Origin of the sequence: Streptomyces sp. NPDC060035 (assembly GCF_042736635.1) — a bacterium.
Taxonomy (GTDB): domain Bacteria; phylum Actinomycetota; class Actinomycetes; order Streptomycetales; family Streptomycetaceae; genus Streptomyces.
The window spans coordinates 115,320-140,635 of the sequence record NZ_JBHWVO010000006.1; the positions used below are offsets into that span (position 1 = coordinate 115,320).

At 68.9% G+C, this 25,316-nt stretch carries 28 protein-coding genes and 5 pseudogenes; 16 read left to right on the forward strand and 17 right to left on the reverse strand.

The window, feature by feature from the left end:
- Nucleotides 1-343: 343 nt before the first annotated feature.
- The gene (locus tag ACFWBQ_RS11815) at nucleotides 344-997 is read right to left on the reverse strand and encodes a hypothetical protein (RefSeq protein WP_385486717.1); all 654 of its coding nucleotides are present in this window, start codon (nucleotides 995-997) and stop codon (nucleotides 344-346) included.
- Nucleotides 998-1,262: 265 nt separating this feature from the next.
- On the opposite strand from ACFWBQ_RS11815, the pseudogene ACFWBQ_RS11820 reads away from it, so the two are divergent.
- Nucleotides 1,263-2,151, forward strand: a pseudogene (locus ACFWBQ_RS11820) (hypothetical protein).
- 367 nt (nucleotides 2,152-2,518) lie between these two features.
- A complete protein-coding gene (locus ACFWBQ_RS11825; protein WP_385486719.1) occupies nucleotides 2,519-3,373 on the forward strand; it encodes a class I SAM-dependent methyltransferase in 855 nt (284 codons plus the stop codon).
- Here ACFWBQ_RS11825 and ACFWBQ_RS11830 read toward each other — a convergent pair.
- Nucleotides 3,316-3,651 (reverse strand): alpha/beta fold hydrolase, encoded by a 336-nt coding sequence (locus tag ACFWBQ_RS11830; protein WP_385486721.1) that lies wholly within the window; start codon nucleotides 3,649-3,651, stop codon nucleotides 3,316-3,318. The two genes, ACFWBQ_RS11825 and ACFWBQ_RS11830, sit on opposite strands and share 58 nt — an antisense overlap.
- 189 nt (nucleotides 3,652-3,840) lie before the next feature.
- Entirely contained in the window at nucleotides 3,841-4,746 is a 906-nt protein-coding gene (locus tag ACFWBQ_RS11835; RefSeq protein ID WP_385486723.1) for an NADP-dependent oxidoreductase, read from the reverse strand.
- A 426-nt stretch (nucleotides 4,747-5,172) separates the two neighbouring features.
- Between ACFWBQ_RS11835 and ACFWBQ_RS11840 the strand changes: the two genes are divergently transcribed.
- Nucleotides 5,173-5,529, forward strand: a complete 357-nt coding sequence (locus ACFWBQ_RS11840) for a MerR family transcriptional regulator (RefSeq protein WP_097289521.1) — start codon at nucleotides 5,173-5,175, stop codon at nucleotides 5,527-5,529.
- Nucleotides 5,530-5,895: 366 nt separating this feature from the next.
- Here the strand turns inward: ACFWBQ_RS11840 and ACFWBQ_RS11845 are convergent.
- From ACFWBQ_RS11845 to ACFWBQ_RS11865, 5 genes and pseudogenes are all read right to left on the reverse strand, one after another.
- Nucleotides 5,896-6,535 (reverse strand): annotated as a pseudogene (locus ACFWBQ_RS11845) (alpha/beta fold hydrolase); the annotation flags it as partial.
- A 184-nt stretch (nucleotides 6,536-6,719) separates the two neighbouring features.
- A pseudogene (locus tag ACFWBQ_RS11850) lies at nucleotides 6,720-7,263 on the reverse strand (transposase family protein); the annotation flags it as partial.
- A gap of 47 nt (nucleotides 7,264-7,310) precedes the next feature.
- On the reverse strand, nucleotides 7,311-7,802 hold the full coding sequence (locus ACFWBQ_RS11855; RefSeq protein ID WP_385486725.1) for a GNAT family N-acetyltransferase: 492 nt from the start codon (nucleotides 7,800-7,802) through the stop codon (nucleotides 7,311-7,313).
- Nucleotides 7,803-7,952: 150 nt separating this feature from the next.
- On the reverse strand, nucleotides 7,953-8,345 hold the full coding sequence (locus tag ACFWBQ_RS11860) for an ankyrin repeat domain-containing protein (protein ID WP_385487179.1): 393 nt from the start codon (nucleotides 8,343-8,345) through the stop codon (nucleotides 7,953-7,955).
- 163 nt (nucleotides 8,346-8,508) lie between these two features.
- Nucleotides 8,509-9,426 (reverse strand): NmrA family NAD(P)-binding protein, encoded by a 918-nt coding sequence (locus tag ACFWBQ_RS11865; RefSeq protein ID WP_385486727.1) that lies wholly within the window; start codon nucleotides 9,424-9,426, stop codon nucleotides 8,509-8,511.
- Nucleotides 9,427-9,525: 99 nt separating this feature from the next.
- Here ACFWBQ_RS11865 and ACFWBQ_RS11870 point away from each other — a divergent pair, with 99 nt between their 5' ends.
- Nucleotides 9,526-10,086 (forward strand): TetR/AcrR family transcriptional regulator, encoded by a 561-nt coding sequence (locus tag ACFWBQ_RS11870; protein ID WP_385486729.1) that lies wholly within the window; start codon nucleotides 9,526-9,528, stop codon nucleotides 10,084-10,086.
- 171 nt (nucleotides 10,087-10,257) lie between these two features.
- On the opposite strand, the gene ACFWBQ_RS11875 is transcribed toward ACFWBQ_RS11870, so the two are convergent.
- Entirely contained in the window at nucleotides 10,258-11,220 is a 963-nt protein-coding gene (locus ACFWBQ_RS11875; protein ID WP_385486731.1) for a zinc-binding dehydrogenase, read from the reverse strand.
- A gap of 162 nt (nucleotides 11,221-11,382) precedes the next feature.
- Here ACFWBQ_RS11875 and mihF point away from each other — a divergent pair, with 162 nt between their 5' ends.
- Entirely contained in the window at nucleotides 11,383-12,318 is a 936-nt protein-coding gene (gene mihF, locus ACFWBQ_RS11880) for an integration host factor, actinobacterial type (protein WP_385486733.1), read from the forward strand.
- 202 nt (nucleotides 12,319-12,520) lie between these two features.
- Here mihF and ACFWBQ_RS11885 read toward each other — a convergent pair whose 3' ends face one another.
- A complete protein-coding gene (locus tag ACFWBQ_RS11885; RefSeq protein ID WP_385486735.1) occupies nucleotides 12,521-12,916 on the reverse strand; it encodes a winged helix-turn-helix transcriptional regulator in 396 nt (131 codons plus the stop codon).
- A 158-nt stretch (nucleotides 12,917-13,074) separates the two neighbouring features.
- Here ACFWBQ_RS11885 and ACFWBQ_RS11890 point away from each other — a divergent pair, with 158 nt between their 5' ends.
- From ACFWBQ_RS11890 to ACFWBQ_RS11905, 4 genes are all read left to right on the forward strand, one after another.
- A complete protein-coding gene (locus ACFWBQ_RS11890; RefSeq protein WP_385486737.1) occupies nucleotides 13,075-13,806 on the forward strand; it encodes an alpha/beta fold hydrolase in 732 nt (243 codons plus the stop codon).
- 374 nt (nucleotides 13,807-14,180) lie between these two features.
- Complete coding sequence (locus tag ACFWBQ_RS11895) at nucleotides 14,181-14,663, forward strand: site-specific integrase (RefSeq protein ID WP_385487181.1); 483 nt, start codon at nucleotides 14,181-14,183, stop codon at nucleotides 14,661-14,663.
- Between the two features lie 165 nt (nucleotides 14,664-14,828).
- Nucleotides 14,829-15,251, forward strand: a complete 423-nt coding sequence (locus ACFWBQ_RS11900) for a hypothetical protein (protein ID WP_385486739.1) — start codon at nucleotides 14,829-14,831, stop codon at nucleotides 15,249-15,251.
- Complete coding sequence (locus ACFWBQ_RS11905; protein WP_385486741.1) at nucleotides 15,236-15,862, forward strand: hypothetical protein; 627 nt, start codon at nucleotides 15,236-15,238, stop codon at nucleotides 15,860-15,862. The genes ACFWBQ_RS11900 and ACFWBQ_RS11905 overlap by 16 nt, the downstream gene beginning before the upstream one ends.
- On the opposite strand, the gene ACFWBQ_RS11910 is transcribed toward ACFWBQ_RS11905, so the two are convergent.
- The 4 genes from ACFWBQ_RS11910 to ACFWBQ_RS11925 all read right to left on the reverse strand — a co-directional run bounded on the left by ACFWBQ_RS11910 (nucleotide 15,790) and on the right by ACFWBQ_RS11925 (nucleotide 18,385).
- Nucleotides 15,790-16,083 carry a DUF1330 domain-containing protein gene (locus ACFWBQ_RS11910; protein WP_030978521.1) on the reverse strand — a complete coding sequence of 98 codons (294 nt, stop codon included), beginning with the start codon at nucleotides 16,081-16,083 and terminating at the stop codon, nucleotides 15,790-15,792. The genes ACFWBQ_RS11905 and ACFWBQ_RS11910 overlap by 73 nt on opposite strands.
- A gap of 112 nt (nucleotides 16,084-16,195) precedes the next feature.
- Nucleotides 16,196-17,650, reverse strand: a complete 1,455-nt coding sequence (locus tag ACFWBQ_RS11915) for an MFS transporter (RefSeq protein WP_385486744.1) — start codon at nucleotides 17,648-17,650, stop codon at nucleotides 16,196-16,198.
- A 26-nt stretch (nucleotides 17,651-17,676) separates the two neighbouring features.
- Complete coding sequence (locus ACFWBQ_RS11920) at nucleotides 17,677-18,135, reverse strand: MarR family winged helix-turn-helix transcriptional regulator (protein ID WP_229876805.1); 459 nt, start codon at nucleotides 18,133-18,135, stop codon at nucleotides 17,677-17,679.
- Between the two features lie 67 nt (nucleotides 18,136-18,202).
- The gene (locus ACFWBQ_RS11925; RefSeq protein WP_385486746.1) at nucleotides 18,203-18,385 is read right to left on the reverse strand and encodes a hypothetical protein; all 183 of its coding nucleotides are present in this window, start codon (nucleotides 18,383-18,385) and stop codon (nucleotides 18,203-18,205) included.
- Between the two features lie 465 nt (nucleotides 18,386-18,850).
- On the opposite strand from ACFWBQ_RS11925, the gene ACFWBQ_RS11930 reads away from it, so the two are divergent.
- The 3 genes and pseudogenes from ACFWBQ_RS11930 to ACFWBQ_RS11940 all read left to right on the forward strand — a co-directional run.
- On the forward strand, nucleotides 18,851-19,042 hold the full coding sequence (locus tag ACFWBQ_RS11930; RefSeq protein ID WP_385486748.1) for a hypothetical protein: 192 nt from the start codon (nucleotides 18,851-18,853) through the stop codon (nucleotides 19,040-19,042).
- A gap of 245 nt (nucleotides 19,043-19,287) precedes the next feature.
- Entirely contained in the window at nucleotides 19,288-20,556 is a 1,269-nt protein-coding gene (locus ACFWBQ_RS11935; RefSeq protein WP_385486750.1) for an alpha/beta fold hydrolase, read from the forward strand.
- Between the two features lie 15 nt (nucleotides 20,557-20,571).
- A pseudogene (locus tag ACFWBQ_RS11940) lies at nucleotides 20,572-20,841 on the forward strand (alpha/beta hydrolase); the annotation flags it as partial.
- Between the two features lie 27 nt (nucleotides 20,842-20,868).
- Here the strand turns inward: ACFWBQ_RS11940 and ACFWBQ_RS11945 are convergent.
- Nucleotides 20,869-21,024, reverse strand: a complete 156-nt coding sequence (locus ACFWBQ_RS11945; RefSeq protein WP_385486752.1) for a hypothetical protein — start codon at nucleotides 21,022-21,024, stop codon at nucleotides 20,869-20,871.
- 314 nt (nucleotides 21,025-21,338) lie between these two features.
- Here ACFWBQ_RS11945 and ACFWBQ_RS11950 point away from each other — a divergent pair.
- From ACFWBQ_RS11950 to ACFWBQ_RS11960, 3 genes and pseudogenes are all read left to right on the forward strand, one after another.
- Nucleotides 21,339-21,511, forward strand: a pseudogene (locus ACFWBQ_RS11950) (IS5/IS1182 family transposase); the annotation flags it as partial.
- 99 nt (nucleotides 21,512-21,610) lie between these two features.
- Nucleotides 21,611-22,486 (forward strand): fructosamine kinase family protein, encoded by an 876-nt coding sequence (locus ACFWBQ_RS11955; RefSeq protein WP_385486754.1) that lies wholly within the window; start codon nucleotides 21,611-21,613, stop codon nucleotides 22,484-22,486.
- An 82-nt stretch (nucleotides 22,487-22,568) separates the two neighbouring features.
- Nucleotides 22,569-22,871, forward strand: a complete 303-nt coding sequence (locus ACFWBQ_RS11960) for a hypothetical protein (protein ID WP_385486756.1) — start codon at nucleotides 22,569-22,571, stop codon at nucleotides 22,869-22,871.
- Between the two features lie 143 nt (nucleotides 22,872-23,014).
- Here the strand turns inward: ACFWBQ_RS11960 and ACFWBQ_RS11965 are convergent, their stop codons facing one another.
- The gene (locus ACFWBQ_RS11965; RefSeq protein WP_385486758.1) at nucleotides 23,015-23,764 is read right to left on the reverse strand and encodes an esterase/lipase family protein; all 750 of its coding nucleotides are present in this window, start codon (nucleotides 23,762-23,764) and stop codon (nucleotides 23,015-23,017) included.
- Nucleotides 23,765-24,024: 260 nt separating this feature from the next.
- Between ACFWBQ_RS11965 and ACFWBQ_RS11970 the strand changes: the two genes are divergently transcribed.
- The gene (locus ACFWBQ_RS11970) at nucleotides 24,025-24,897 is read left to right on the forward strand and encodes an oxygenase MpaB family protein (protein ID WP_385486760.1); all 873 of its coding nucleotides are present in this window, start codon (nucleotides 24,025-24,027) and stop codon (nucleotides 24,895-24,897) included.
- Nucleotides 24,898-25,037: 140 nt separating this feature from the next.
- Here the strand turns inward: ACFWBQ_RS11970 and ACFWBQ_RS11975 are convergent, their stop codons facing one another.
- Complete coding sequence (locus ACFWBQ_RS11975) at nucleotides 25,038-25,271, reverse strand: hypothetical protein (protein WP_385487209.1); 234 nt, start codon at nucleotides 25,269-25,271, stop codon at nucleotides 25,038-25,040.
- Nucleotides 25,272-25,316 lie beyond the last annotated feature (45 nt).

The window sequence follows — 25,316 nt, forward strand, 5'->3', positions numbered from 1 at the left end:
TGCGGCTCGGGTCACGCCCACGGCGAACATGGGCGAGGCGTGACTCCGGTGGGGGCTGGTCAGGTCGCCGACCACAGTCAGCTGGTTCTGGACCCTGGAGGGGTGGTTCCAGCGGGCTTCCACCTGATCGAAGGCGTCCTGGACGCTGTGTCGGCCCTGAGTTTCGGCATTGGAACAGATCGTCAGGGTCGGCTGACGCGGGTCGTGTCCTCGCTGTCGATGATGAAGGCGACAGCGTGGACTACGTCGGCATCTGCGGCTGGAATGTAGGCGCGGGTGCTCTCAGCGAGGTCGTGAAGGTGATCAGGGAACGTCATGGCCCACGGGGTCCTGTCGGCCCGAGTTATGAGTCCCACCGGTCGCAGTACTCGACGTGGATTTCGCGCGCATTGCCGAGAATGCCGTCGTTGGAATGGAGTTCGGTGCAGGAGTGCGGATAGCTCGGATGGACGGGGACGTATCCGGGACCGTTTCGGGCGACGTCGAGGAAGTGCCGGGCGGTGTCCCTGAACACCTTGGCGCTGCCGGTCATGAACAGGGTTTCGGCGTGGAGATGCTGGTGAAACAGATCCCTGTTCTCCCGGTGGTGCCGTGCCTCGTGGCCGATCACGGCTTCGCCGGGTGTGTCCAGGGCCGGCAGGGTCACGGCCTGCGGGCGTCCTGGGCCGAGCCGTGCGCGTATGTCCTTCCAGCGTGAGGGTGCGAACTGGAGCGAGTGGTGCAGCAGCACAAGATCAAGCTGCCGCGTTCCGTCTTCTGGCAGCTCACGGGAGGGGGACCGGTTGGCTCGCATCGGCAGGTGGACCAGGGAGCGCGGTGACGAGGCGGCAAGCGTCCATAGTCCGCCGATTCGCTGCGCGGCATCCTGATCGAGGTAGGCGTCCAGGTGCCGATCGTGGTCGACGAGCACTGCGTCGACCAGAGGCCGAGCTGGTCGGATGACCTTGAACTCCTTGGATCCGAGACGTGCTTGATGGATGGTGATCGGTAGCTTCATTGGTTCTCCGGGACACGGCGGCCGGCATTGGCGGCGTGAGTGGCCCACTCACCGGCTGGTTCCTTCTGCCAATGGACGGCGGCTTGGAGGTGGACGCCGAGCACCCGGGCGAGGATGGCGGCGGGCAATTCGGCGGCAAGGGTGGACAGTGCCAGGGAGCGGTCCTTCCGGGACGCATCGTAAGGCAGTGTCCGGATGCCGCCGGCAACCTGTTGACGTCGAAAAGCACGAGCCATTCGGCCAAGGTCCAGGCAGGATGCCCTCTGTGAACCATGTCCTGTGCGGGCTCGCTGCCAATGCGGCTCTGCCGTCCGAGTTGGTCGACCGGCTGATCACTGTCGCGGACGCCGATATCGCTGCGCATCTCGCTGGTCGCGCGGACCTCAGTCATGCGCAGGCAATTGCGTTGGTCTCGCGCGTTGAAGAGAGTGCTGTGCGGCTCGCGTACCAGGGCGGGCTGACTGCCGCCGACGTTGATCCCATGGCACAGCCTCACGCCGCTCTCGCCCTGCTCGACGAAGGTGCCGGCAGCCCGGAGTGGGCTCGTTCCTTTGCGGTAGATCCCCTTGTCGAGCATCGGGAAAGGCTGGCCGCCTGTTCCGGCCTCCCGCTCGAAGTGGTGGAGATGCTTGCCGCTGACTCGGACATACGCGTCGTCGCGGAGGTGGCGTTGTGGGCCGCACCGGACGTGGCCGCCCGGCTTTCTGCTCCTGGCCCAACGACGTGATCTGCCGGACGAGATCCGCGATGCCCTGGCCTCCGATCCCGACGCGAAAGTGGTCAAGTCCGTTGCTCCGCACCCCGGCCTCTCCGATTCACAGTTGCGCGCCATCGCCGACCGGCACGGAGTCCGGGTCATCGCCAAGGTGGCGGCAAACCCGGACGCAACTCCGGAACTGCTGGAACACTTGACCCGGCACGAACCACCGGTACAGAAAGCATTCCGCGAGGTCGCCCGGCACCCCAACGCGACGGCCCCAGCGCTGCTCGCCTGCTTGGCGGTCAGTCAGGCGAGGCCCATAGCTGCCGGTCATCCCGCACTCCCGCCGCTGATCGTCTCGGAGCTGCTCACCGACACCGACTCGCAGGTGGTCGAAGCGGCGGCCGCCAATCCGTCGTTGCCGCTCGGCGTGATCACGGATCTGTTGCCCTAGCTGTCGTTGGCCTGCCTGCCGGAGGAGGCCACTCCGCCTCGTCGGGCGATCCTCGCCGCTGCTCGCCGAGCGAGCGCACAGTGGTTGCCGGGTCTCCAGAGGATGCCGATCGACATCGCGGCGTTCGGCAGCGCGCATGATATCCAGTGGGCTCGGCCCGTCGGACAGGTGGACGGCACAGTCTCCCCCGGAGACGGCAACTACAGCTCTCCCTAGAGCAACGCGTCCACCGCGTCACACAATTCATCCTCGGCTCCGGAATGCAGTCCCTCCGCATTCCGGTTGGCGGATTCCCAGTCGGTCGTCGCGCCGTGGAATCATCGTGCCACCGGGCGGGCACGGATCTCTGTGAAGGTGGTGGGTGGGCATGGCGGCAGGCTGGGAGTGGGACGACACGTTGTTCTCGGGTGCGGCCACCTACTACCGGCGCGGGAGGCTTCCTTATGCCCCCGGGCTGGTTGACGTGCTCACCGAGGTTCTGCAGCTCGACGGGCAAGGGCGCCTCATCGACGTGGGGTGCGGACCGGGCACCCTTGCCCTGAGTCTGGCGGACCTGTTCGGCGAGATCGTCGGCGTGGACCCGGACAGCGGGATGATTGCCGAAGCCACTCGCGAAGCTGCCGAACGAGGAGTGACCGGGAAGGCGCTGTGGGTACAGGACCGGGCCGAAGAACTGCCTACAGGTCTGGGAACGTTCACCGTCGCGACCTTCGGCCAGTCCTTCCACTGGATGGACCGCGACCTGGTAGCGGCAACCATCAAGGATGTACTCCGGCCCGGCGGCGCGCTGGTGCACATCTCCGACCTGAAGGCCGAGATCCGAACCGTCGATGGTCTTCCATATCCGGCGGTGCCCTATTCGGCCGTGGAGGAGCTGGTCAGGCACTACCTCGGGCCGGTCCGACGAGCCGGCCGAGGGTTGCTGCCGCAAGGGACACCCAGCGGTGAGTCTGCGGTGCTCGCGCGGGCGGGATTCTCCGGCCCTCAACGCCATGTCGTTCCCGGCGGACAGGCGCTGGAACGCACGTGTGACGACGTCGTCGCCGGGGTGTTCTCGATGTCGTTCTCGGCTCCGCACTTGTTCGGCACGCGCCGCGACGACTTCGAGGCAGACGTGCGTCGACTACTGCGGCAGGTCTCCCCGTCGGGCCTCTTCTCCGAACGTCAGCCGAGTACCGAGGTCTTTGTCTGGCGGAAAGGCCCGATCGTTCGTTCCGGTTGAGCTCGACGCCGCGCGAACCGCTCGAACACGCCGTACGGGGCCTCGCTCATGGCAGCGCTGCCCTTGCGCCCCGCGTCTTCGATGGTCACCAGCTCCGCACCGGGCCAGCCTCGGGCGCGTTCCCGAGCCGTGTCGAGCGGTCCGCTCATGTCGAGGCGGCCATGGATCAGGATTCCGGGGATGCCTGCCGGCCGTCCCGCGTCGCGGATCAACTGACCTTCCTCCAGCCAAGCCCCTCGCGCGAAGTAGTGCGAGCAGATACGCACGAACGCCAGCATGGCCTGGGACGGCATTTCGCCGTAACCGTTGGGCCTGCCGTTCGGCTCTGCGGAGAGGACCGCGCCATGGAGATCGGCCCGCTCCGGACCGCCCGCTCGCCGGTACCGATCGAGGGCACGCTCGCCACGCAGGCCCGCACGTTGCGAGTTACCTACCTCGTGGGCCTGTTCAGATACAGATCGGCCTGTTCAGATGCAGATCACGATCTTTCCTCGGGTGCGTCCGCGCTCGGCGTGCGCGTGGGCGTCGGCGATCCGCTCCAGGGGGTAGGCCTGTTCGATACGGGGTGTGTAGCGGCCTTGCCGGCCCAGTTCCGCGGCCGCGGACAGGAGGGTGGAATCGTTCTCCGCGTTGACCACATGCGTGCCCAGGCGCTGCCCGCCCGCATGGTCGGCGACCGTCGCGACGCGCGTCGGGTCACCCGTGATCGCGACGAGGTCGTCCAGCGATCCGGAGGCCGCGGTGTCGAGCGCTGTGTCGACTCCGCGCGGGGCGAGAGCGGACAGACGCTGCGCGAGGCCGGGGCCGTAGGTGGTGGGAACGGCGCCGAGTACGGTGAGGAACTCGTGGTTGCGTTCACTGGCTGTCCCGATCACAGTGGCACCTTGCGCCACCGCGATCTCGACCGCCGCGCTGCCCACGCCACCGGCGGCGCCCTCGACGAGAAGGGTGCGCCCCGCGAGGGAGCCGAGCGCGTTCAGGCCGCGCATCGCGGTCACGGACGCGAGACCGGCGCCCGCGGCCTGCTCGTCGTTCCACGTGTCGGGGGCGTGGGCCCAGGCCGAGAGGATGACCAGCTCCGCGGTTGCGCCGGTGACACCGCCCAGCCCGAAGACGCGGTCGCCGATGCTCACCCCCTGCACTCCGTCACCGATCTCGTCGACCACCCCGGCGGCGTCGCGCCCGGGAATGGCGGGTAGCTCCAGGGGAATCAGCTGCTGCAGGGCGCCGGCGCGCAGCTTCCAGTCGATGGGATTGACACTGGCCGCCGCGACGCGGACACGGATCTCGCCAACTCCGGGGTGCGGGTCGGGGGCCTGCTCGATCACCAGGCTCTCCGCTCCGCCGTATTCGTGGAACCGGGCTGCGCGCATAGTGGTCTGCCTTACTTTGACGGGCCGGAATGACGTGTTCATCCGACGCTCGTCACTCTAGAACCTGACGTTGACGTGAGGTGCAAGCCGCAACTGCCGCCCGGCCGGAGGAGGGCAGGCGCGGATGGGGGAGGTTGCCGAGCGGGCGGGGGTGAGCGTGGGGGCCTGCGCCACTACGAGGGATCACGCCGCCCGTCACGGTCGACACCCGTGTGCCCTCGGGCGGGCTCGGCGATCCCGGCACGATGCGAGGACTGCCGTGCGTACGTGAACCGCGTGAACGCCCTCGGGTCCGCCACCTGGCCATGATCAATCTCGGCGCCCGCAACGGTTCCATCGGCCCCCAGGGCTGCCCCCGGAGCCGGTACCGCTAGCCTAAACCTGACGTCAACGTGAGGTACGAGCGGGAAGGGAGTGACCTGCGTCATGCGCATCGGACAGCTTGCCAGGCGGTCAGGGGTCAGCGTGCGGGCCCTGCGCTACTACGAGGAACAGCGGCTCCTGGAATCGGCGCGGACGCCCGGTGGGCAGCGTGACTATCCCGACGAAGCCCTGGAGCGGGTCCAGCTCATCCAGGACCTCTTCGCGGCCGGCCTCTCCAGCCGTACCGTCGTCGAACTCCTGCCGTGCGTGAGCACCGGCGTCGCGACCCCCGCCATGCTCGACCAGCTCATCATCGAACGCGACCGCATCGCCGCACGCATCCAGGACCTGACCCGGGCCAAGACCAAACTCGGCCGCGTGATCGAGAATGTGACCGCGGCGAACGTGGCGCAGGACTGATCAACCCGTTGCGAGGGGTGGGGCCCCGACCTATCCGGCATCTACCGGGCACTGGCCGGTCACGGGAAGCCCCAGGCGTATCGGAGGCCGTCGCAACAGCGTTCGTCGCTCTCGCTGCCCCGGACACACGCCGGGCAGCGGTGGGCAGGGCAGGCCGCGGCTGACCACGGTGCCGGCACACCGCAGGACCGGTCAGCCGCAACCTCTCCGACCGGACAACGTCCACGAGCGGATAGCAAGGGTCCGGGCGGCCTGCGGCTGGATCGACCACGCCATCGATACCGGAGAGGTGGACATGTGACTTCCTGTGGCCATCAGCCTGGATTCGTATGGCCGCTTACCTGGACTTCGCCATGGCCCCTCTCACCAAGCGCACCAATCGATCGCAGCCTTGGCCCGCACGCCTGTCTCGAGGTTCTCCATGAGACGCGCGTACGCCTCTACGAGGTCGCCGTCACGGTCGGCTTCGGGGACACCGTCGCGGAATGGCTCCCACGCTTCCGGGAAGAACCGGCCCACGCCCCGGTAAAGCAAGTCGATCTCGTAGCGACGGGTGCCGGTGACAGCGACGAGGACGATCACTGATACCCGCACCGGGTAACGTTCGGCGTACACGAGGCTGAGCGTGGAGCCCCACGAGCCGCCGAAAAGCAGCCACTGATCGACACCGAGATGCTCGCGCAGTTACTCCATGTCGGCAATCGGATGCTCGTGGTATGGAGTGTCATGTCAGCGGCAGGGTCGCTCGCGTGGGGTGTGCTGCGGCCACATCCGCGCTGGTCGAAGAGGACAATCCGATAGCGCTCCGGGTCGAACGACTTGCGCGGCCCGGCCCTGTCGAGCAGCCCGAACCGGGGCCGCCATGGACGACGAGAGCGGGCTTGCCGTCAGCGTTTCCGCAGGCCTCCCAGTAGACGAGGTTTCCGTCGCCGGCGTCGAACCTTCCGTGGTCGTACGGGTTCGATCGGCGGCGGGTAAGGGGCGGCCATGTCTGGCTCTCCTCCATCGAGATCGTCGAATGCGGAAACCGAACGCCGTACCTGCGAACCAGGTCTGCTCTTCAGCCTTCGCCCCATGGCCGGAAGTTGAAGGACAAGCACAGCTTGTTCTTTCAGGTGCGGGACCTCAGCGAGCCGGGGTGCCTGGTTTGCGCATTCCCGCCGCCGCCAGCACCACCGTTGGCACCGACACCCCGGATAGCCGCCGTCGGCCATCGTCAGGGACTTGCCCACGGCGGACTTCGCGCCGGACTCCTCCCACGCCTTGCAGTCGTTGCGGTTGCCGGGCAGCGGGCGGCCGACCACGACGATCAGGCGGGTGTCAGCGTCGATGACGACCTGGTGGTTGGTGGAGTATCGGTAGTTCTTGGACTGCTCGGCGACCGCGTGGTCGCGGGTGGGAACCAGGGTGCCGTCCACGATGGGGACGGTGTCCTTGGCGAACCGCCTGCGCTGCCGCAGGGCGATCTTCGGCCGAGGTGCTCGATGACCCGGTTGGCGGAGGACTTTGACACCCCGAACAGTGGGGCCAATGTCGCAGAGTGAGGTTGGTGCGCCAGTACGCGGCAAACAGCAGCACGCGATCCTCCAGCGGCAGCTTCCATGGCCGCCCCCGGGCCGGGGTGTCGGCATCCTCTTGGCGCAGCTGCTTCACCAATTTCCCGAAGACCCGCGAACTCAGCCCGGTGAACGGGGCTATCCAAGTCGGCTCAGACGCCGTGATCACACCAGCCACGGCAAGATCATCTCAGTGCGGCCGACTCGATCTCGATCTCCTGGCCTTCAGCTGAGTACCTTGGCGTACCAATGATCCGCCTTGCCATGCCCTTCGTATGGCGAGGTCTCCTTGTAGCCGTGTCTGATGTACAAGGCTCGTGCCTCAGTAAGTTGTGTGTTGGTCTCACACACAATCCTGGCGGCACCGAGCCTCGTAGCAGATTCCTCGACGGCGAGGAGGAGGCCGCGGCCCAATCCTGCTCCCCGCCCAGCGGGGCGCACGTACATCCGCTTGAGCTCCGCAGACTCAGGATCGCCCCTCAGCAGTCGCAACCCTGCGCAGCCCAGGAACTCACCCTCACCGTTGCGTGCTACGAGAAACTCGCCGTCAGGCGGGCTGAGGGCATGGTGAGGGTCTTCAACAAGCACCGCTCGAAGCTCTGCCTCTGTGGCTGAACGCCCCAGAACCCGCCGCCCCATCTCGGTGAAGTACTGACGCGTCACCTCGTCGACATCCCTGTCAATGACAGGCTCCGCCTTGATAGTCCAGGTTGACATGCAGGCCATGGTCCCGGACTCACCCGTCGCCGTCCACGGTCCTACCGACAGGTTTCCATCCAGCCCACACCACGGAGATCGTTACGGGACAGCCCTTACCGACCCCAGTGGCAGCCCGCCCCCTCTCTTGCGCAGATGCTTGACCAGCGCCTACCGGTTCTGCCCGGCGTCGGGCACGTGAACGGCCACGTCGTAGTTGCCGATCAGATCGGCAAGACCGCGCGGGCTCACGCCCTTCACGTTCTGCTGCTCGGGACCTGCTCCAGCTTCCAGCAGTACCTGGAACATTGCCGGATCACCTCGGTAGTTGAACACCGCGTTGAACAGAGCGGTGTTGCCGTTGCTGTCGCTGACATCCACGGGCGCACCCGCTACCGGGAGGATCTCTGCGGCCGACGCAGCCTGCGACTGCGCGGCGAAATGCAAGGGCGTCATCCCCGCCTTGTCCGCAAGGCCCGGATCCGCCCGCCCGCCAGGGCCGCGCTCAAGCCAGCGACGCCTCCATGCAAGGCGCCGTAGTGCACCAAAGTGCGACCCATCCAGTCCCGACCCTCATCCCCATCCGCCATGACTCCCATCCCCTCCGAGCTTGACGAAAGAGATAGGGGCCCCCACCAGACCGGAGCAGCCGGAAGACTGGGCCGACTTCGGTGCCCGCGCCCAGCGGCCAACAGTCCGTCAGTGCACGGTCGGAGCTTCCGCGTACTCAACAGACGAATGCCGGATTCCGGAGATGCTCTCGTGCCCAGGTCTCGAAAGCGGTGAGGGACAGACCCAGATCCCGTGCGAACGCGGGGCGGGCGGGCTGAGATTCTTCGTTGATGCGAGCCTGTGCGAAGCCCATGCCGGGCATCCCGGCGGCGGTCGCCTCGTCTGCGGTCATGTCGGGCGCGGTCAGCTCGGTGCCCAGGGTCCGGGAGAGGACCGCGGCGATGTCCGTCATGGTCAGGAAGTCGCCGGCCAGTTCGAGCTCGATCCTGTCGAACCGCTCCGGTGCGGCGATGGCCGCGGCGGCCACCGTGCCGATGTCGTCGACGGCGATCAGGGACAGCCGGGTCGCGGGCTTCAGCAGGCTCACCAACCCGCCCGCGACCCCGCGGGGGAACATGATCTGCGCGCAGGGGCGGAAGTTCTCCATGAAGAACCCAGGCTTGATGAGCGTCCAGTGGGTGAAGCCCGCATCACGGACCCGGTCCTGGATCCCGGCCTTGGCGCTGTAATACGGCTCCATCCAGGCCCACCGGCCCTTGACCCAGCTGACGTGCTGCCCCGCACCGGAGACCGAGGTGTGCACGAACTGCGGGACCCCGGCGGCCCGCGCACCATCGATCAGGTTGTTGGCCTGCGCGACCTCGCCTTCGAACCCGCGGCCGTCCACGTCGGGCATCTGGACGGAGAAGACGGCGCGCACGCCCATGGCAGCCCGGTTGACGGAGCCGAGGTCGTCGAGGTCGCCGGTGACCAGCTCGGCGCCCAGCGCCTCGACGGCCTTGGCTCGGGCGGTCGAGGGGTCGCGGACCAGTGCCCGAACGGGAATCCCCGCGGTGAGCAGGGCGCGAGCGGTGGCGCCACCTTGCTGACCGGTGGCGCCGACGACCAGGACGGGGGCGGAGGGTGTGCTCATGCTGCTCCTCGGATCGCATCCGGACGTAAACGGCGGTGTCCGCCATTTGCCTCGGGTACGATACGGAGGGCCCCGCCACTTAGCAAGCACGGAGATGCCATGACGGTCCAGCGCGCGGATGCCCGGCGCAACTACGCGCGGATCCTCGCCGTGGCGGAGGAGGAGGTCGCCGCGCACGGCGCCGACGCCTCCCTGGAGCAGATCGCCCGCACCGCCGGAGTCGGATCGGCCACCGTGCGCCGCCACTTCCCCAACCGCCGGGCCCTGCTGGAGGCCGTGTTCAGCCACCGGATTGACGCCCTCTGCGCCCGTGCCGTCGATCTCGCCGAGGCGGACGACCCACGGGCCGCGCTGCTGGACTGGCTGAGTGCGCTCACCACGTATGCAACTACCGCGCGCGGCATGGCCGATGCGCTGGTCCAGGACGGGACGGACGACGCGGGCCACGTCAATGCCTGCGCGGTGCGCCTGGGCGGCGCGGTCGATCCACTGCTGCACCGCGCCGCACAGGCGGGCGCGGTGGCACTAGAGGTGACCACCGCCGACCTGGTCTCGCTGGTCACGGGTCTCGCACTCGCCACGGAGCATCACCCGGACCCTGCCGCCGGAGCGCACCGACTGCTCGCCCTGACGGTACGGGGGATCAGCCCGCAAGGGTAAAAGGCCGGCGTGCCTGCGGTTGCGGCACTCCCTGGCGAATGCTGCAGCGGTCCGCCGGACAACCCACGCAGGGTCGCGGGGCGGGCTCCAGACGATGCGGCGAAACACCCCGTACGCCCGAGCGGCCTCATTTTCCGCTGCCCGGCGCGGCGAATGCCGTCTCTACCCAGCTCAGGGCACCAGCACGACCCTCCCGAACACCTCTCCCGCGTCCATCTTGCGGTGGGCCAGCGCCGCCTGCTCCAGCGGCAGTACCTCGTGCACGACCGTGCGCAGGTTCCCGAGCCCGGCATCGGCGAACTGGGAAGAGCGCACGGCCTGCCGGTCGGGGCCGGGCACGGTGTCGGAGCTGAAGGTGGCGAACGACAGCGATCTGCGGAAGGCATCCATCAGCCGCATGCCGAAGTCCGCCGGCGGCCGCCCACCGACCACGCCGACGGCCACGTACCGCCCGTTGGAGTTCAACCTGTCCAGGAAGAGGGGAAGCTGAGGGCCCCCCACGACATCGATCACCACGTCGAAGCCCGCCGGGGCATCTCCGTCGCCCTCACCGGAGCGGTTCAGGACGTGCGTGGCGCCCAGCTCTTTCAGGCGGGTACCGCGCTCGGGCGATGAGGTGGTGACCGCCACCGCGCCCGCGCCGCCCTTGGCTGCGAGCTGGACCGCCGTGATCCCGATGCTGCCGGCCGCACCGCGCACGAGCACCGTCGCCCCGGGTGCGAGACGGGCCCGCTCCAGGGCGAAGTGGGCGACCACACCGGAGCCGCCGAGGGCAACCGCGTCGGTGCCGGTCAGGCCGTGGTGCAGCGGGAGCACATCATCGACCGCGGCGACGGCTTGCTCGGCATACCCACCGGACAGGCCGGTGAACGCCCATACGCTCCGCCCGATCCACGAGGCGTCCACGCCCTGTCCCACCGCGCTGACGCATCCTGCGACTTCGCTGCCGAGGACATGCCCCGCCCGGATCCCGTAGGCGGCGAGCGTTCCCCGGCGGATCACGGCGTCCACGCCGCCCACGCCGATCGCCTCCGTGGCGATCCGCACCTGCCCCGGAGCAGGAACGGGCACGGGCACGTCGATGACCTCCAAGCCCTCGGGGTTTCCGAACGTCCTGATGACGACGGCTTTCATCTCTGCTCCTCGGGTCGGTGGACGGACCGCCATCACTGCTGCGACCGTGGGTATCGAATCGGCCCCACCGCCGGGGCCACCGGCGGATTGCCGGGGTGGGGTGGCGGCACCGCCATCGGACCGTAACGGGCTCCTGCGTCCGTCTGGCTGAAGTGAGAGACGATGACCGGCCACTTGCCTCGGACCGTGCGTTCCGACGCCCGCGACAACCGGGCCCGCATCCTGGACGCTGCCCGCTTGGTGTTCGGCGAGGAGGGTCTGAGCGCACCCATGCGCGACGTCGCCCGGCGGGCAGACCTGGCCCCCGCCACGCTGTACCGGCACTTCCCGACGAAGCAGGAACTGATCGCGCAGACCTTCGCCGAGCAGCACCGAGCCTGTCACGCCGCCGTCCGCGACGCCCTCATGGACGCGGACCCCTGGCACGGATTCCAGAGCCTGATCGAGCGGATCTGCGAACTCCACGCCCACAGCCGCGGATTCGCCGACGCTTTCATGACGGCCTTCCCCCAGTCCATGGACTTCGCCGCCGACCGCGAGCGGACCGCGCGGGCGGTCACCGAACTGGCCCGCCGTGCCCAGGAGACCGGCCAGCTCCGTCCCGGCTTCGTCGTCGACGACCTGATCCTGATGCTCACAGCTCACCAGGGCCTCCAGCACGCGCCCCGCCCGGCCCGGCTCACGGCCTCCCGCCGCTTCGCCGCTTACGTCATCGAGGCGTTTCGCGCCGCACCGCAGACGGGAGCGCCCACGCGACCGTCACGCGAACAAGGAGAACAGCTGATGGATCTACCGGCTTTGACCCCGTCCCAGCGAGCCGAAGCGCTGGAGAAGGCGAAGGCCGTCCGCAAGGAGCGCGCCGACCTGATGGCCCAGCTCAAGGCGGGAACCCTGCAGCTGATGGACCTGCTCGCCCGTAAGGACGCGGTGGTCGGCAAGATCCGGGTGCGCCGCGTCCTTGAATCGCTTCCCGGCATCGGTGCCGTCCGCGCCGGCCAACTACTTGCCGACCTGCGGATCTCCGAGGGCCGCCGCGTCCAGGGCCTCGGCTCCGGGCAGCGTGCTCGGCTCCTTGCGCTGTTCCCCTCCGGGCACTGACCGAGCGCGCCGGGCAGGCACCGCCAGGGCGGTGCCTGCCCGGTAGGCCCTGGGGTGCCGCCGTGACAAGGATGTGGATGTCGCGGCTTGGGTGAGGCTGATCGCGGTAGAACGCAGGGGGCGACCTGGCGGCAGCTCACCGCTGACCAGAGGAAGCCGATGGAGCCGTCCCTGCTGATCGGCGAGTCCGGCCGGGCGGGGGTCAGGCGGGCGGTGTGCCGGGGCGGGCGTCGTACACGGCGCGGGCAGCGTCGATGTGCGTCAGGTGCGTGATGCTCCACTCCAACAGGGGTGCGGTGGCTTCGCGGAGGGTCCTGCCCATCGGAGTGAGTTCGTAACTGACGTGCGGCGGCATGACATTGCGGACAGTCCGTGTGAGGATCCCATCGCGTTCCAGGCCGCGCAGGGTGACAGTGAGCATCCGCTGGCTGATCCCGTCGACGGCCCGCTTGAGTTCGGTGAAGCGGCGCGGCCCCTGGCTGAGGTTACGCACGATCAGCAGCGACCACTTGTCGCCGACGATGCCGAGCACTTCACGGGCCTGGCACGGGTCCTCCGGCCGAGTCGGCCGCGACTGGCCGCCCGCGGTGCCGCTCATGGTTACCTCCACAGAACCGGGGCACCTCAATGTGCCGTATTGATCAAGGTGCGGCAGGTGCAGCACGATGATGTCGGTTCCCAAAGAGTACCGAGGCATGGAACAGAACCGCCAACGTTCTCGCGCTTCCACACCCCGAAGAGAAGGAGATTCCCCTCATGTCAACGTTTCTGCTGGTACACGGTGCCTGGCACAGCGGCCGGTGCTGGGAACGGGTGGTCCCGCTGCTGGAATCGGCCGGACACCGCGTGTTCGCGCCCTCGCTGACCGGCTACGGCGACAAGGCACACCTGCTCGGACCCGAGGTGGGGCTCGACACGCACGTCGAGGACATCGTGAAGCTGATCCACGAGGAGGACCTGACCGAGGTGGTGCTCGTGGGCCACAGCTACGCGGGGCTGGTCGTCTCGTCCGTGGCCAACGACGTGCCGGAACGGATCGCGCACCTGGTGTACCTGGACGCGATGGTCCCGGAGCACGGCGAGAGCGCCGTCGACGTACAGCCCATGACCCAGAACCTGATCGACCTGGCCGCCCAGTCCGACACCGGCTGGCGCATCCCGCCACTGCCCGAGATGCTCCCGCCCCTCGGCCTGTTCGGGGTCACCGACCCGGCGGACGTCGCATGGCTGCGCGCGACACTCTCCGACCAGCCAGTGCGCTGCCTGCGGCAACCGGTCCGACTGGACAACCCAGCCGCCGACACGGTTCCGCGCACGCACATCCACTGCGTCGGCGCAGAACCGGAAGGCATCGTGCGGCGGCCCGTCCCCGCGACACAGCCCAACGGCTCCCCGGCACGCATACGAGAACTGCCGACCGGACACGACTGCATGATCACCATGCCGGCGGCCCTGAGCGAACTGCTGCTTGAATCGGTCCTTCGCTAGCATCCGGACCGTGACTGCGGCAGCGAGCCGAGAAGACCCGCCACCGTCAGACAGCGCACCTCCACCAGCGCCGCTCGCCGGGTCGCCCCAGGCATCCGGCCTCACCGATCCACCCTCCGACTGGTTACTTCCCGGGAGCTGGACAGTGCGTCCAGGAGTTGCAGCAGTCGCTGGGCCTCGTCGATCAGTTGCTGTCCCTCACCACCGCCCGCGCGGGAAGGGCACGATGAACCGACAACTGAAAGCTACTGCACGTAACCGTTTGCTCATGATCACGCGGAAATGCTCGATCGGCGCTCACAAAAAATCACACGGAATTGCTCACTTCCCTGTTGAATCGGCGTGTGAAGCCGATCAAGAGGGGTGCTGGCGCGATGAGTTGGGCGGTGTTCTGGGTGCCGCGTGACGCGGTGCGGGGTGGAGTGCGGAGGTCGCTGCTTGGGCAGTGGGAGGACCTGCCAGCTCGGGAGCAAGCGGTAGGGGTGCGAGCTGGCGACCCCATTTTCCTGTCGCCGGACCACCGGGTGGATCCGCTCCTGAGTCGTTACGGACAGTCGAATGTCTTTCGCGCTTACACCGTGGAGACGCGGCGAAATTACGCGACCGCTATCGCGTTGCTTTTGACCTCCCTGTGGAATCGCGGCCGGGGGTGGACGGAAGCGACACAGAGGGATCTGGACGGCTACGAGCACTGGCGGCGCTTCGCGGAGACGAATCCAAAGCGGATCGGGGGCTCAAAGTGGAACCGGGAGCTGGCTGCGTTCACGAGTTTGTACGGATGGGCCGTCAGAGAGCGTCACTTGACCCGGAATCCGGTCGTCATGAAGAGGTGCTGGGCCGGTACGGCGAGGTTATGACAGTTGCCGCGGCGAAAGCGAAGGATGCCCGGCCGAGCAACGTTCACTGGCTGACGCCACGGACCTGGCGGCGGTGGATTGACGTTGGGCTGCGGGGCCACACCCGCGAGAGCATGCCGGAGCCGGGATGGGTGGGGCGGCTCGGAAGACCGGAACGTCGCGTTCGTGCGGCTGCTCACATCGTCGGGGCTGCGGAGGGCCGAGAGCGGGTCGCTGCTGATGTTCGAGCTCCCCAAGCGGCGGCTGGACGGCGGCCGTTACTACCGAGGGAAGGTCGCTGCGCAGGTAACGCGGTCGAAGAAACCCCGCACGTACCACGTCGCGTCGGACGCGGTCGGGGCCATCGAATCGTACGCGGATTCCACGCGGGCGTGGGCCGTACGGCGGGCCCAGAAGGCGGGCCGCTATGACCGCCTGCCGGAGATGCGGCTGGTCGTCGAGGTCACCCGGGGGCTGAAGCCGGTGGTGCGCTGGTGCGACCAGAACGGCGTCATCGGAGAACGCGCGCTGGACCTGCTGACGGTGTGGGAGCGCATGCTTCTGTTCACCGAGGGCCGACAGGTCCGGAGCCGTTGTGGCTGTGGCTGAACGAACAGGGCCTGCCGTTCCAGCCGCACTCGTGGGAGGGCGTCTTCCGCACGGCGAACCAGCGCTGTGAGCGAGTGCTGACCCCGCCGAAGCACCAGGGATTGGATCCGCACAAGATTTACGCTCCGTATGCCACGCCGCACTCCGCCCGCAATTCCTTCGCCCTCTACATGCTCGTCGTGCTCAATCACTTGATGGACCAGCGCTACGGGCTGACACCCGAGGAGCGTCGGGACTTCCGACTGCTCTACGGGGACCCGTGGTTCATGGTGCAGAACCTTCTGGGCCATGCCTCCCGCGAGACGACCGTCGACCGGTACCTGGCCCCGGTTGCGGACCTGCAGTTGCGCGCGATGCTTGCCGACGCCAAGAGCCCGGTCGATGCTCCGATGCCCGAGCTGGACGCCGTGTTCGCGCGCATCGCGCGGGAGTCCGAGGGAATCCAGGACATCGACGACCCGCGACCGTGCGGCGCGCTGACGAGCCGGGGTGATCCCCGCAGTCGGCTTCGTGTTCGTCGCCGACGCAGCCTCGATCGTCAGTCGAGGCCTTCGATGATGCGGAAGTCGCGCTCGACGCCGTCAGCAAGTACGGCCAGCGCCTCCTGGTAGGCCGCACTCGCGCGTGCGGCGACCGCCTGTTCGAAGCTGTCGAACTCGATCAGGACGGTGCGCTCGGCGATTCCGGCGTCGTGTGCGACGACCCGGCTGCCACGGGAGAGCAGCCGCCCGCCCGCGGCCTTGACGGCTGGACCGGCCAGCTTGTCGTAGGCAGCAAGCCTCTCAGGGTCTGCGATGGTGCGGTAGACGCTGACCCAGTAGCCCTTGGCCACGGTACCTCCTGTGTTCGGAATTGATGATCAGAAGCATGCTCAGATCCATGGCCGGCGCGCTGTGGGTCAGCGAGCCGACGGAGACGGCGTCGAAGTCGGACGGCTTCGATCCTCAGCTTCCGGTTCGACTCGACCGGCCCAGGCCCGGCACACCGACTGGAGCTGTGATCGGATCGGTCTCGGGTGGGCGTCGGCGGGCGAGGGCGAGGCCGGCCATCGTCGTGATCGCCATCGCGGCGACGCCGACCAGCGCCGCGGTCGTGTAGGCATCGTCGTTCGGGAAGAGGCGGCCCGTGGCGGTGCCGGCGGCCAGGACCAGACCGCCGATGGCGCTGCCCAGGGAGTACCCGACGCTGCGGACGACGTAGTTGAAGCTCATGGCGCTCGACGTCTCGCTCTTGGGGGTGACGGCCAGGATGACGCCGGGCATGGCGGCCGAGAAGCTGCCGACGCCGAAGCCCAGCACGCCCATGGCCGCGAGCAGTTCGGCCAGGTTGGACCGGGCGGTGGCGAACAGGACGAACCCGCCACCGACGATGGCGGCGCTGCCGGCCAGGAGCAGGGGGCCGTCGATCCGTTCGCGGACCCGCGGCGTGAGCTTGCCGGCGACGAACCCCAGCACGGAGAACGGGATGAGGACCAGCCCCGCCACGAAGGTGGTCAGTCCGAAGCCGTAGCCGGCGCTGTGCGGCGTCTGCGCGTAGCGGGTGATGAGCGTGAGCAGGAGGTACATGCCGCTCCCGCCGACGAACATGGCGATGTTCGCCCCGGCGACCGCCGGGTGCCGTACCGCCCGGACGTCGACCAGGGGCGTCTTGGTTCGCAGTTCGGAAACGGTCCAGACGCAGAGCAGGAGTACGGCGGCGACGGCAAGGGTCACCGCCACGGCGAGGTGTCGGCTCCACAGGCTCCTCTCGCCGGCCAGGAACAGGACGAGGAGCAGTCCACCCGCCAGGACGAGCGCACCGGCCACGTTCACGTGAGCGGAGCGGCCTTCGGGAGTTGCGGGCATGGAGCGCCACGCGGTCACGAAGGCGATGGCGGTGACGAGCAGGCCGAGGCCGTAGGCGGCCCGCAGTCCGCCGAACTCGGCGAGCAGCGCGGCCAGCGGGTAGCCGACGCCGGCTCCGATGATGGAGACCACTGAGATCAGGGCGATCGTGGCCGCGCTGCGCTCCTCGGGAAGATGGTCGCGGGCCACGCCCATCATCAGCGCCGTGAGACCGAGTCCGACGCCTTGGGCCGCTCTGCCCACGAGCAGCCAGGCGAACGGCAGCGGCAGCACGGTGAGCGCGCTGCCGACGACGACGATCGCCAGCGTGGCGAGAATCGTGGCCCGCCGGTGCGGACCGGCTCCGAGCCGGCCGAGGACGGGTGTGGCGACGGCGCCGCTGAGCAGGGCGATGGTCAGCGTCCACTGCGCGCTGTCGAGGGAGACGTGGAACGTGGTCGCCACGCTGGTGATGAGCGGCGTCCCGAGGCTGGCGACCGCCGCCACGACCAGGGCGATGAACATCAGGGCGGGGACCAGCAGACGTGCCTCGGAACGTATCAGGGCAGTGCTCATGGGCTGGTCATGAGCCTGGGCCGCGGTCACCGGTCCGACTCCTCTCGGGCGTGGCTTTCGAGCTCCGCCAGATGCAGCAGCGCCGGAAGGGCTGCTGCCAAGGCCTCGACCTCGTCACCGGTGAGTTCGTCGATCAACCGCGCGTACGCATCGACGCCCGCCTGGCGTCGCGTCCGGACGTACGACGCGCCGGCCTCGGTCAGGCACACCAGCGTGACCCGCTTGTCGGACGGATCGCCCTTCCGCTCGACCAGCCCGGATTCCTCCATCACCCGGACCAGGACGGTCATCGCGGGCTGGGTGACGCCCTCGGCCACCGCCAGATCGGTGATCCGTCGCGGGCCGGTCTTGTCCAGGGTGGCCAAGGTGGCGGCGGACGTCAGGCTCATGTCGCGGGGAAGGCGTCTCACGGCCCTGGTGGCCAGACCGTAGAGGGCTGACCCGATGGCATCGGAAGCGCCGTGCGCGGCGTCTCGGCGACTCATGCCTGAAGCATAGCAGATTTATATGAATCCTTTATGTATCTCGGTTCAGGGTTCGGCGATTCTTGACTTACAACGGGTTCGCGTAAAGATGAACGGCGTCAGTTTTGATCGCCCTGTTGATCCCTTCGGAGGCGGCGTTGGTGACGCCGGTCGTGATCGCGGCGAGGATCTGCGGCCACCACGTGCTGACGTGCGGCAGCACGTCGCGCACCGCGGCTTTGAACACGGTGCACATGTCGATCGCGACCACCTGGCCCCGGCCCGCCCCTGGCGAGTCTGGGCGCCCATCCACGCCGACACACTCGCCGCGGTGCGGCCCTCGACCTGCCCCAGCAGCCCGGCACCGCCGACCAGGTCAACCAGCCCGACATGCCACCGGTCGGCGACGACTTCCCAGATCTCACCGCCGTCGGGCGCCTCGACCAGGCGGAACTTCGCCTTCCCGCGTCGGGTCTCGTCGATCGCCAGGTGCGTCACCGGCGGCGTGTCCTTCGGCAGCGCAGCCTCGGCCGCGGCCGTGAACGCGGTGTTCGCCACCGGCCACGACACCTCGAAGTCGCGCGCGGCTGCACCACCGTCCGTCCGCGGTCGGCGACCGCTTCCCCCGAGGTACGCAGCCGCGACGTCAACCGCGACCGCGGTGGGATCGACGGCAGCTCCTCGGTGAACGTCTTGACCGGTTCGCCGCCCGGCCACGGGCAGGTCCCGCGGACGAGTGCGTAAAAACGCGGAACCTACATCAGCGGTCACGAGCGGCGGGACGCGGCAGCAAGTTCCGCAGCAGCTCAGCAGTCTCAGCCTCCATGTCAACACCACCGAGCAGTTGTTCGTTGATGCGGGCCAGTTGAGTAGCGGCTTCACGCAGGGCGTCGAGATCACCAGCGGCGTGGCGGGCGAGGAGAGTTGACGGTGCAGCATCTCGCTCTCCTCTGCCGCGAGAAGGCCGCGGCGGGCGGCCCATAGGGCGCCGGGGACGTCGTTCGCTTCCCGTCGGCGCGTGGAGAGCTCGTAGGCGACGTCCACGACCCGGCCGTACGCCGTCGCCGTGCCTGCCTTCGGAGGCGGCTTGTACTCTGACTCATTCGACGATCGGACGATCACGGGCATGCGGGCTCGGGGCGGGCGTCCAGGGGCGGGAGCGCGGGGATTTCGATGAGTAACGCACATCCGATACGAAGCCGCAGACCGGGCCTCTCGGTCGGTGCGCGCATCATCGCCGGGATCGTCCTCGCCGCGATCGGGGCCGTCGGCGCCTGGCTCCAGCACGACGCTCGCGGCCGGAGTGCGGAGCCGCGTACGGAGTTCACCGCGAACAACCCCCCCGCCGGTCTGCCCACCGCGCTCACCACCGGCCAGCACCTCCACTGGTCCCGCTGCACCTCGCCGCCCACCGCGCGCACGGGCTACGACTGCGCCGCCATGAAGACCCCCCTCGACTATCGGAAACCAGACGGCAGGACGATCGACGTCGCCCTGATCCGCCGCAAGGCCACCGGCCCGAACGCCCGACGCATCGGCTCGCTCGTCCTCAACTTCGGCGGCCCCGGCGTATCCGGCGTGAGCGGACTGCCCGAACGCCTCAACCAGTACAAGCCTCTCCTCGACCGCTACGACCTGGTCTCATTCGACCCGCGCGGCGTTGGCGCGACCATCCCCGTGCGCTGCGGGAAGACCGCAGACGACACCGGCTACGACGAGGCCGACGCCTGCACCCAGCACTCCGGGGCGCTCCTCCCGTACGTCGGCACCTCGCACACCGCGCGCGACCTCGACCTGATGCGCTACCTCCTCGGCGACGAGCGGCTGCACTACTTCGGCGTCTCGTACGGAACGGCGCTCGGCGCGGTCTACGCCCAGCTGTACCCGTCGCACGTCGGACGGCTCGTCCTCGAAGCGTCCGTCGATCCGACCGAGGACCTCGACGAGGAGCAGGTGTCGCAGGTCAAGGCGGTCCAGGCGGCGTTCGACCGGTTCGCTGCGCACTGCGCGGCCCGTATCCGCCACTGCCCGACCGGCGACGGGCCCGAGGAGGCCGCGCGACGCATGGCGCGCCTGGCCGACCGCCTGGAGAAGAAGCCCGCCCCGGCCGGCGGCGGAAGGAACCTCGACGCCGACGATCTCGCGCACACCGTCAGCGACCATCTCGACCTCGGCACAGACGGCTGGTCGCCGCTCGCCAAGGCCCTCACCGCGCTGATCGACCACCACGACGGCCGTCCGCTGAGCAAGGGCGCGGACGACATCGGCTCCGCCGACCGCGCGGCGACCCCGCGCGACAGCAGCCGCGCCGCCCAGATCGCGATCACCTGCGCGGATTCCAGCCTGCGCCCCGGCTTCGAACGCCTCGGCAGCGACGAGGCCCGCATCAAAGCCGCCTCACCCGTCTTCGGCGCGGCCTGGTCCACCGGCGTCTACCTCTGATACGACTGGCCGTTCGATGGCGAGCGCGCCACGCCCCAGGTGAACGCCGACGGCGCGGCCCCCGTCCTAGTGGTCGGCGGCACCGGCGACCCGACTACCCCATACCCCGGCGCCCGCCACATGGCCCGCGCCCTGGGCGACGGTGTCGGCGTGCTCCTAACGGCCGAGGAGGAGGGCCACGGCACATACCCGCAGAACCGCTGCGTCATGGAGGCGGTCGACACATACCTCCGCACGGGCCGCACCCCGGCCCCGGGGACGGTGTGCCGGGGCAGCATGTCCTGAGGCCCGTACGGATCCGCCGGGCGGCCGTCAGCACACCGGTTCGCTCGCCGGAGCCCCGGGCGTGCGCCACCACACCGCCCGGTCCGAGACCGCCTTCGGGTGGGTGCCGGTGCGGTGGTCGGGGCAGAGCGGCCGGACGATGCGCAGGCGGGCCGCGAGGTCGCTCCGGACGGCCTCGGCCACAGCGACGTGAATCCCCGGCGCCTCCGTGTCCCGGACGGGCGAGCCCGCAAAGGACACGTCGCGGCGACACGGCCGTGAACAAGGTCCGACCACGTCCCGCACAACGGACATGACGCACCTGCCCTCGTGCACCGGACATCAACGCGCACTATCGCGATGTTCACGTCCAGTGCTAGGTGCGCGGACCTGCGGACGGTGCCGAACTCCTCACCGAATTGTTCGGCACATGACTCCAAAGGCGGCATCGTGGGGATGGTCCTTCCGATCGCCCGTAACCTCGCGAGCCTGAAGTTCAGGGTGGCCACCATCACTCCCCGGCAGTTCGTCGACCGGTTCCTGGGCACACTCACGCGAAGGTCCGCGCGGTCGGCGAGCAGGCCTTGGCGACTCTCAAGACCTGCGACTGCTGCGCAAGCTGCGGTGCAGCACCACCCGCATCACCGACCTGGCCAAGGCCATCCTCGCCTCGGAGTTGACTGCCTCAGCCATGGCTCGGACGCACATCCAAGGTCTGTTCGTGCCACTTCGAGATGCATTTCTGCTGGAGCTGACTGAGCCACCGGGGCCGTGATGTAGCGTGCATGTCATGTCCATCCCGTCCCTGCTTCTTGACCGACTGCACCGGGCCGGGCTGAGCGATGCGGTGTCCGTGACCCCTGCCGAGGGGGGAGTGGCTGCCCTCGCGGGTATCGCGACGCGCCGCGAGGGGCCGCCGGTGTTCGTGAAAGCCTTCCGGGAGACGCCTGCTGACGGCCTGTTCGCAGCGGAAGCCGAAGGCCTGCGGGCGCTACGCGAGCTGGGCGGAGCCGCCACCCCGGAGGTGGTGTGCGCGGGCAGGGACGTGCTGGTGCTCTCCGTTCTGGAGACGCGCCCGGCCCGAGAGGACTTCTGGGAGCGGCTCGCCCACACCCTCGCGCGGCTGCACACCACGACCGTGCACGACCGCTTCGGCTGGTCCCGCGACAACTGGCTGGGGCGCTGCCGGCAGGACAACACCTGGGACACCGACGGTCACACCTTCTTCGCCCGGAGCCGCCTGCTCCGCTGGCTGCCGGAGCCCCGGGTACGGGCGGCGCTCGACGAAAGGGACCGGCGGGCGCTGGAGCGGCTGTGCGAGCGGCTGCCCGAACTGCTGCCTTCCCGGCCGGCCTGCCTGACCCACGGTGACCTGTGGGCGCACAACATCCTCGCGACCCCGGACGGGCAGCCCGCTCTGATCGACCCGGCTGTCTCCTACATGTGGCCCGAAGTGGATCTGGCCCATCTGTGGAGTTCGCCGCACCCGCCCGAAGCGAAGCGGTTCTTCGCGCAGTACGCGGAGCTGACCGGGCTCGACGACAACTGGCCCGCCAGGATGCCGATCATCCAGTTGCGGCAGCACTTGGCCGTCATCGCCCAGTACGAGCACGACTGGGGTGCGGCGGACCAGGTCCGCGCCACGCTCAGGCCGTTCCGTTCGTAGTCACCTGGTCCGGCCCTCCGGCAGACCGCCCAGGCGTGGGCGCACCTCGTAGCGTTCGGTCGCGTCCTGGTCCGGGACGGATGTGTCGGCCCCCAGCACGGACCGCAGCAACTGCCAGTGGTGGGAGTCGACAGCCGGAGCGGCGGGCGGTGTGCACGCCTTCGTGGCGGGAGAGCCGACGCAGCCTCTCCCCCTCTTCTACGCGGAGTGCGGACAGGCCGAGTCCGGTGCCGTCAGGGTCCGCGTCGGCGGGATCGCGGTGAGGCGGCACGAGGCGGATGAGGAGAACGGGGTCGGCTTGGTCCAGCTCCTCCCCATCGACCCGGATGCCCTTGAGCAAGGCCACCTTCAGCGGTACGGGCGCGGGCCGTCTACCGCCGGGTAGGAACGGGCCGCGCCTGCCCGGCGGGCATCGCTCCGGCACCGGGGCGTAAGTACCCACTCATAGGCCCCTCACCCGAGCGCACGACACGCCTCGTCCCCCGGATCTGTGGTCGGGGACGAGGCGTGTCCGGCTCACGCGGCGGGTCAGGAGGCGACGAAGCGCGCGATCTGGCCCAGCACGACCGTGTCCGCCAGGTACCCGAGGTGGGTCTGGCAGATCACGTTGTTGTTCGTCGCGCCGTTCAGCCGAGTGCTGGTGTACGGGAGGATGATGCCGTCGCACGCCGAGTACCAGGTGGCGTACTTGGTGTCACCCGGCGTCTCGTCGCCCGCGGTGATCTGGGAGATGAACGACGAGCCCGGGTACATCTGCTGGCAGGTCGCGTAGATCAGGCAGGCGCCGGCGTACGTGGTTCCGTGGTTCGCGCCCGCGATCGAGGCGAGGTGGCTGACGCTGGTGTTGCCGCCCAGCACCTTCAGGTAGTACTGGCTGACGAGACCGCCCATCGAGTGATTGACGATCGCGACCTTGCTCGCGCCGGTCCGGGACTTCACGTTGTTGACGAAGGAGGCCAGGCCCTGGGCGTTGGTGATGTTGTTGCCGTAGGAGTTGTACTCGTATGCGAAGAGCTTGGAGCTGGACCAGCCGTTGAGCTGGAAGACGCTCATGGCGGTGACCCAGTTGGAGGCGCTGCCGGTGTACCCATGGACGAAGACGACCGGCGTGCTGGTCGACAGCGGCTGAGCGGCAGCGTCGGCGGCCCGTGATGTGGAGGCGGCAGTGGTGGTCGCGGTCTGGGCCGCGCCGGCCGTCGATGCCGAGGAGAACAGGGTGAACGCGACCGTGACGGCCGCGAGAACGCCGAAAAGCCGGCGGGGTGAGCGACGACGCATGGAGCACTCCTGACGGGGATGTGGGGGCTGCGGGGATGCGGGTGCCTGACCCGACAAGAGTCGGGGCGCCAGGCGCGGGCGCCATCGGCGAATTCACCAGCGTTCGCCGATGAATTCGCCGGGCACTCCGAACACCGGGCGCCGGCTGCGCGGCGGTATGGGCCCGCCCCTGCGCGCACCCGGAATTTCGTTCCCCGGGCCAGCCCACTGGGCAGCGCCCGCTTCGCTCACCTGGGCATCTGTGAGCGCATACTGGTCTTATGGACTCGTCCACACGTGCGGCACCCGGCTTGCGGGAGCGGCTCGGCAGCGCCGTCTTTGTCCGGGTCGCCGGTCCCGCAGGGCCGGAGAACCGCGCCCGCATCCACGGAACACCTGGCCCACGCTGGTTCGGTCCCCACCGGCCGATTCGTACCGTCCACGGCGATGCGTCCATGTTCATCGGTGGACTCCGGGCGCTCCTGCTCCAGTCCCTGCACCCGTTGGCGATGGCTGCCGTAGAGGCCCATTCCGGTTACCGCGGCGATCCCTGGGGACGCCTCCAGCGCACCAGTACCTTCCTCGCCGTCACCACATATGGAACAGCGGACCACGCACAGCAGGCGGTCGACCGGGTGCGAGCCGTACACAGCCGGGTGCGCGGAACAACTCCGTCCGGAGAGCCCTACGACGCCGCCGACCCGCACCTTCTCGGCTGGGTGCATGTGGCTGAGGTCGAAAGTTTCCTGCTCGCCCACCAGCGCTACGGAGCCGAACCGCTCGACGCCGCTGGGTACGACGGCTACATCGCCGACATGGCACGAGTGGCGGAAGCACTCGGCGTCACCGATCCTCCGCGCAATCGCAAGGAACTCGTCGCCCACCTCGGCGCCTACCGTGGCGAACTGCGCCCGACAAAGGAAGCACGCGAGGCAGCACGCTTCATTCTGTTCCACCCGCCCCTGCCCTGGGCCGCCCGTGCGCCCTATGCAGTCCTCGCCGCGAACTCCGTCGCCGCCCTCCCCCGGTGGGCCCGTACGTCGCTGGAGCTGCCCCCGCTGTCCGGCGTGGCCGAAGCCTGCGTGACCCCGACCGGGCGCGCACTGACCGCCGCGATTCGCTGGGCCATGGCTCCACCACGCCAGCCATTGTGATCACTGGCGCCGCCGGCGCGCTTTGTGTGCCGTTCGCGGTCAAAGCCCGGCGGCCTGCCGCCTCGGGAAGCGTGGCGCAGTCGCGCGTTCTTGTGGTCCTTCTTCTCCGGAATGATGTGCCGGATGCCGCGCTGGCGCAGTCAGGTGCGAAGGGTGCGGTTGCTACGTCCTATGGGTGCCGTGGGTTGTCCATTGGGCCCGTCGGGCCCGCCCTGGCAGGGGCCGGGGGTGCCCTGCCGCCGCCGGCCGCCGGCCTGGTGGACACGCACCACGGTGGAGCCCACCGAAATGTCCCAGTCGATGCTGCCGTCGGAGTCGGCGGCTGCCAGGGTCTGCCGGAACAGGCGTTCCCAGGTGCCGTCGGCCGACGCCACGGCCGACGGCGCTCGTAGGCAGTTTCCCAAGGGCCGAACCGTTCC

Bases quoted from the DNA above. Each gene is read 5' to 3' on its own strand.
- ACFWBQ_RS11920 (WP_229876805.1), bottom strand. From the start codon at position 18,135: ATGAGTCGCCGAGACGCCGCGCACGGCGCTTCCGATGCCATCGGGTCA.
- ACFWBQ_RS11955 (WP_385486754.1), top strand. From the start codon at position 21,611: ATGTCCATCCCGTCCCTGCTTCTTGACCGACTGCACCGGGCCGGGCTG.
- ACFWBQ_RS11840 (WP_097289521.1), top strand. From the start codon at position 5,173: ATGCGCATCGGACAGCTTGCCAGGCGGTCAGGGGTCAGCGTGCGGGCC.
- ACFWBQ_RS11875 (WP_385486731.1), bottom strand. From the start codon at position 11,220: ATGAAAGCCGTCGTCATCAGGACGTTCGGAAACCCCGAGGGCTTGGAG.
- ACFWBQ_RS11870 (WP_385486729.1), top strand. From the start codon at position 9,526: ATGACGGTCCAGCGCGCGGATGCCCGGCGCAACTACGCGCGGATCCTC.
- ACFWBQ_RS11915 (WP_385486744.1), bottom strand. From the start codon at position 17,650: ATGAGCACTGCCCTGATACGTTCCGAGGCACGTCTGCTGGTCCCCGCC.
- ACFWBQ_RS11885 (WP_385486735.1), bottom strand. From the start codon at position 12,916: ATGAGCGGCACCGCGGGCGGCCAGTCGCGGCCGACTCGGCCGGAGGAC.
- ACFWBQ_RS11815 (WP_385486717.1), bottom strand. From the start codon at position 997: ATGAAGCTACCGATCACCATCCATCAAGCACGTCTCGGATCCAAGGAG.
- ACFWBQ_RS11935 (WP_385486750.1), top strand. From the start codon at position 19,288: ATGAGTAACGCACATCCGATACGAAGCCGCAGACCGGGCCTCTCGGTC.
- ACFWBQ_RS11890 (WP_385486737.1), top strand. From the start codon at position 13,075: ATGTCAACGTTTCTGCTGGTACACGGTGCCTGGCACAGCGGCCGGTGC.
- ACFWBQ_RS11970 (WP_385486760.1), top strand. From the start codon at position 24,025: ATGGACTCGTCCACACGTGCGGCACCCGGCTTGCGGGAGCGGCTCGGC.
- ACFWBQ_RS11855 (WP_385486725.1), bottom strand. From the start codon at position 7,802: ATGTCAACCTGGACTATCAAGGCGGAGCCTGTCATTGACAGGGATGTC.
- ACFWBQ_RS11835 (WP_385486723.1), bottom strand. From the start codon at position 4,746: ATGCGCGCAGCCCGGTTCCACGAATACGGCGGAGCGGAGAGCCTGGTG.
- ACFWBQ_RS11825 (WP_385486719.1), top strand. From the start codon at position 2,519: ATGGCGGCAGGCTGGGAGTGGGACGACACGTTGTTCTCGGGTGCGGCC.
- ACFWBQ_RS11865 (WP_385486727.1), bottom strand. From the start codon at position 9,426: ATGAGCACACCCTCCGCCCCCGTCCTGGTCGTCGGCGCCACCGGTCAG.
- ACFWBQ_RS11965 (WP_385486758.1), bottom strand. From the start codon at position 23,764: ATGCGTCGTCGCTCACCCCGCCGGCTTTTCGGCGTTCTCGCGGCCGTC.
- ACFWBQ_RS11895 (WP_385487181.1), top strand. From the start codon at position 14,181: ATGAGTTGGGCGGTGTTCTGGGTGCCGCGTGACGCGGTGCGGGGTGGA.
- ACFWBQ_RS11830 (WP_385486721.1), bottom strand. From the start codon at position 3,651: ATGCTGGCGTTCGTGCGTATCTGCTCGCACTACTTCGCGCGAGGGGCT.
- mihF (WP_385486733.1), top strand. From the start codon at position 11,383: ATGACCGGCCACTTGCCTCGGACCGTGCGTTCCGACGCCCGCGACAAC.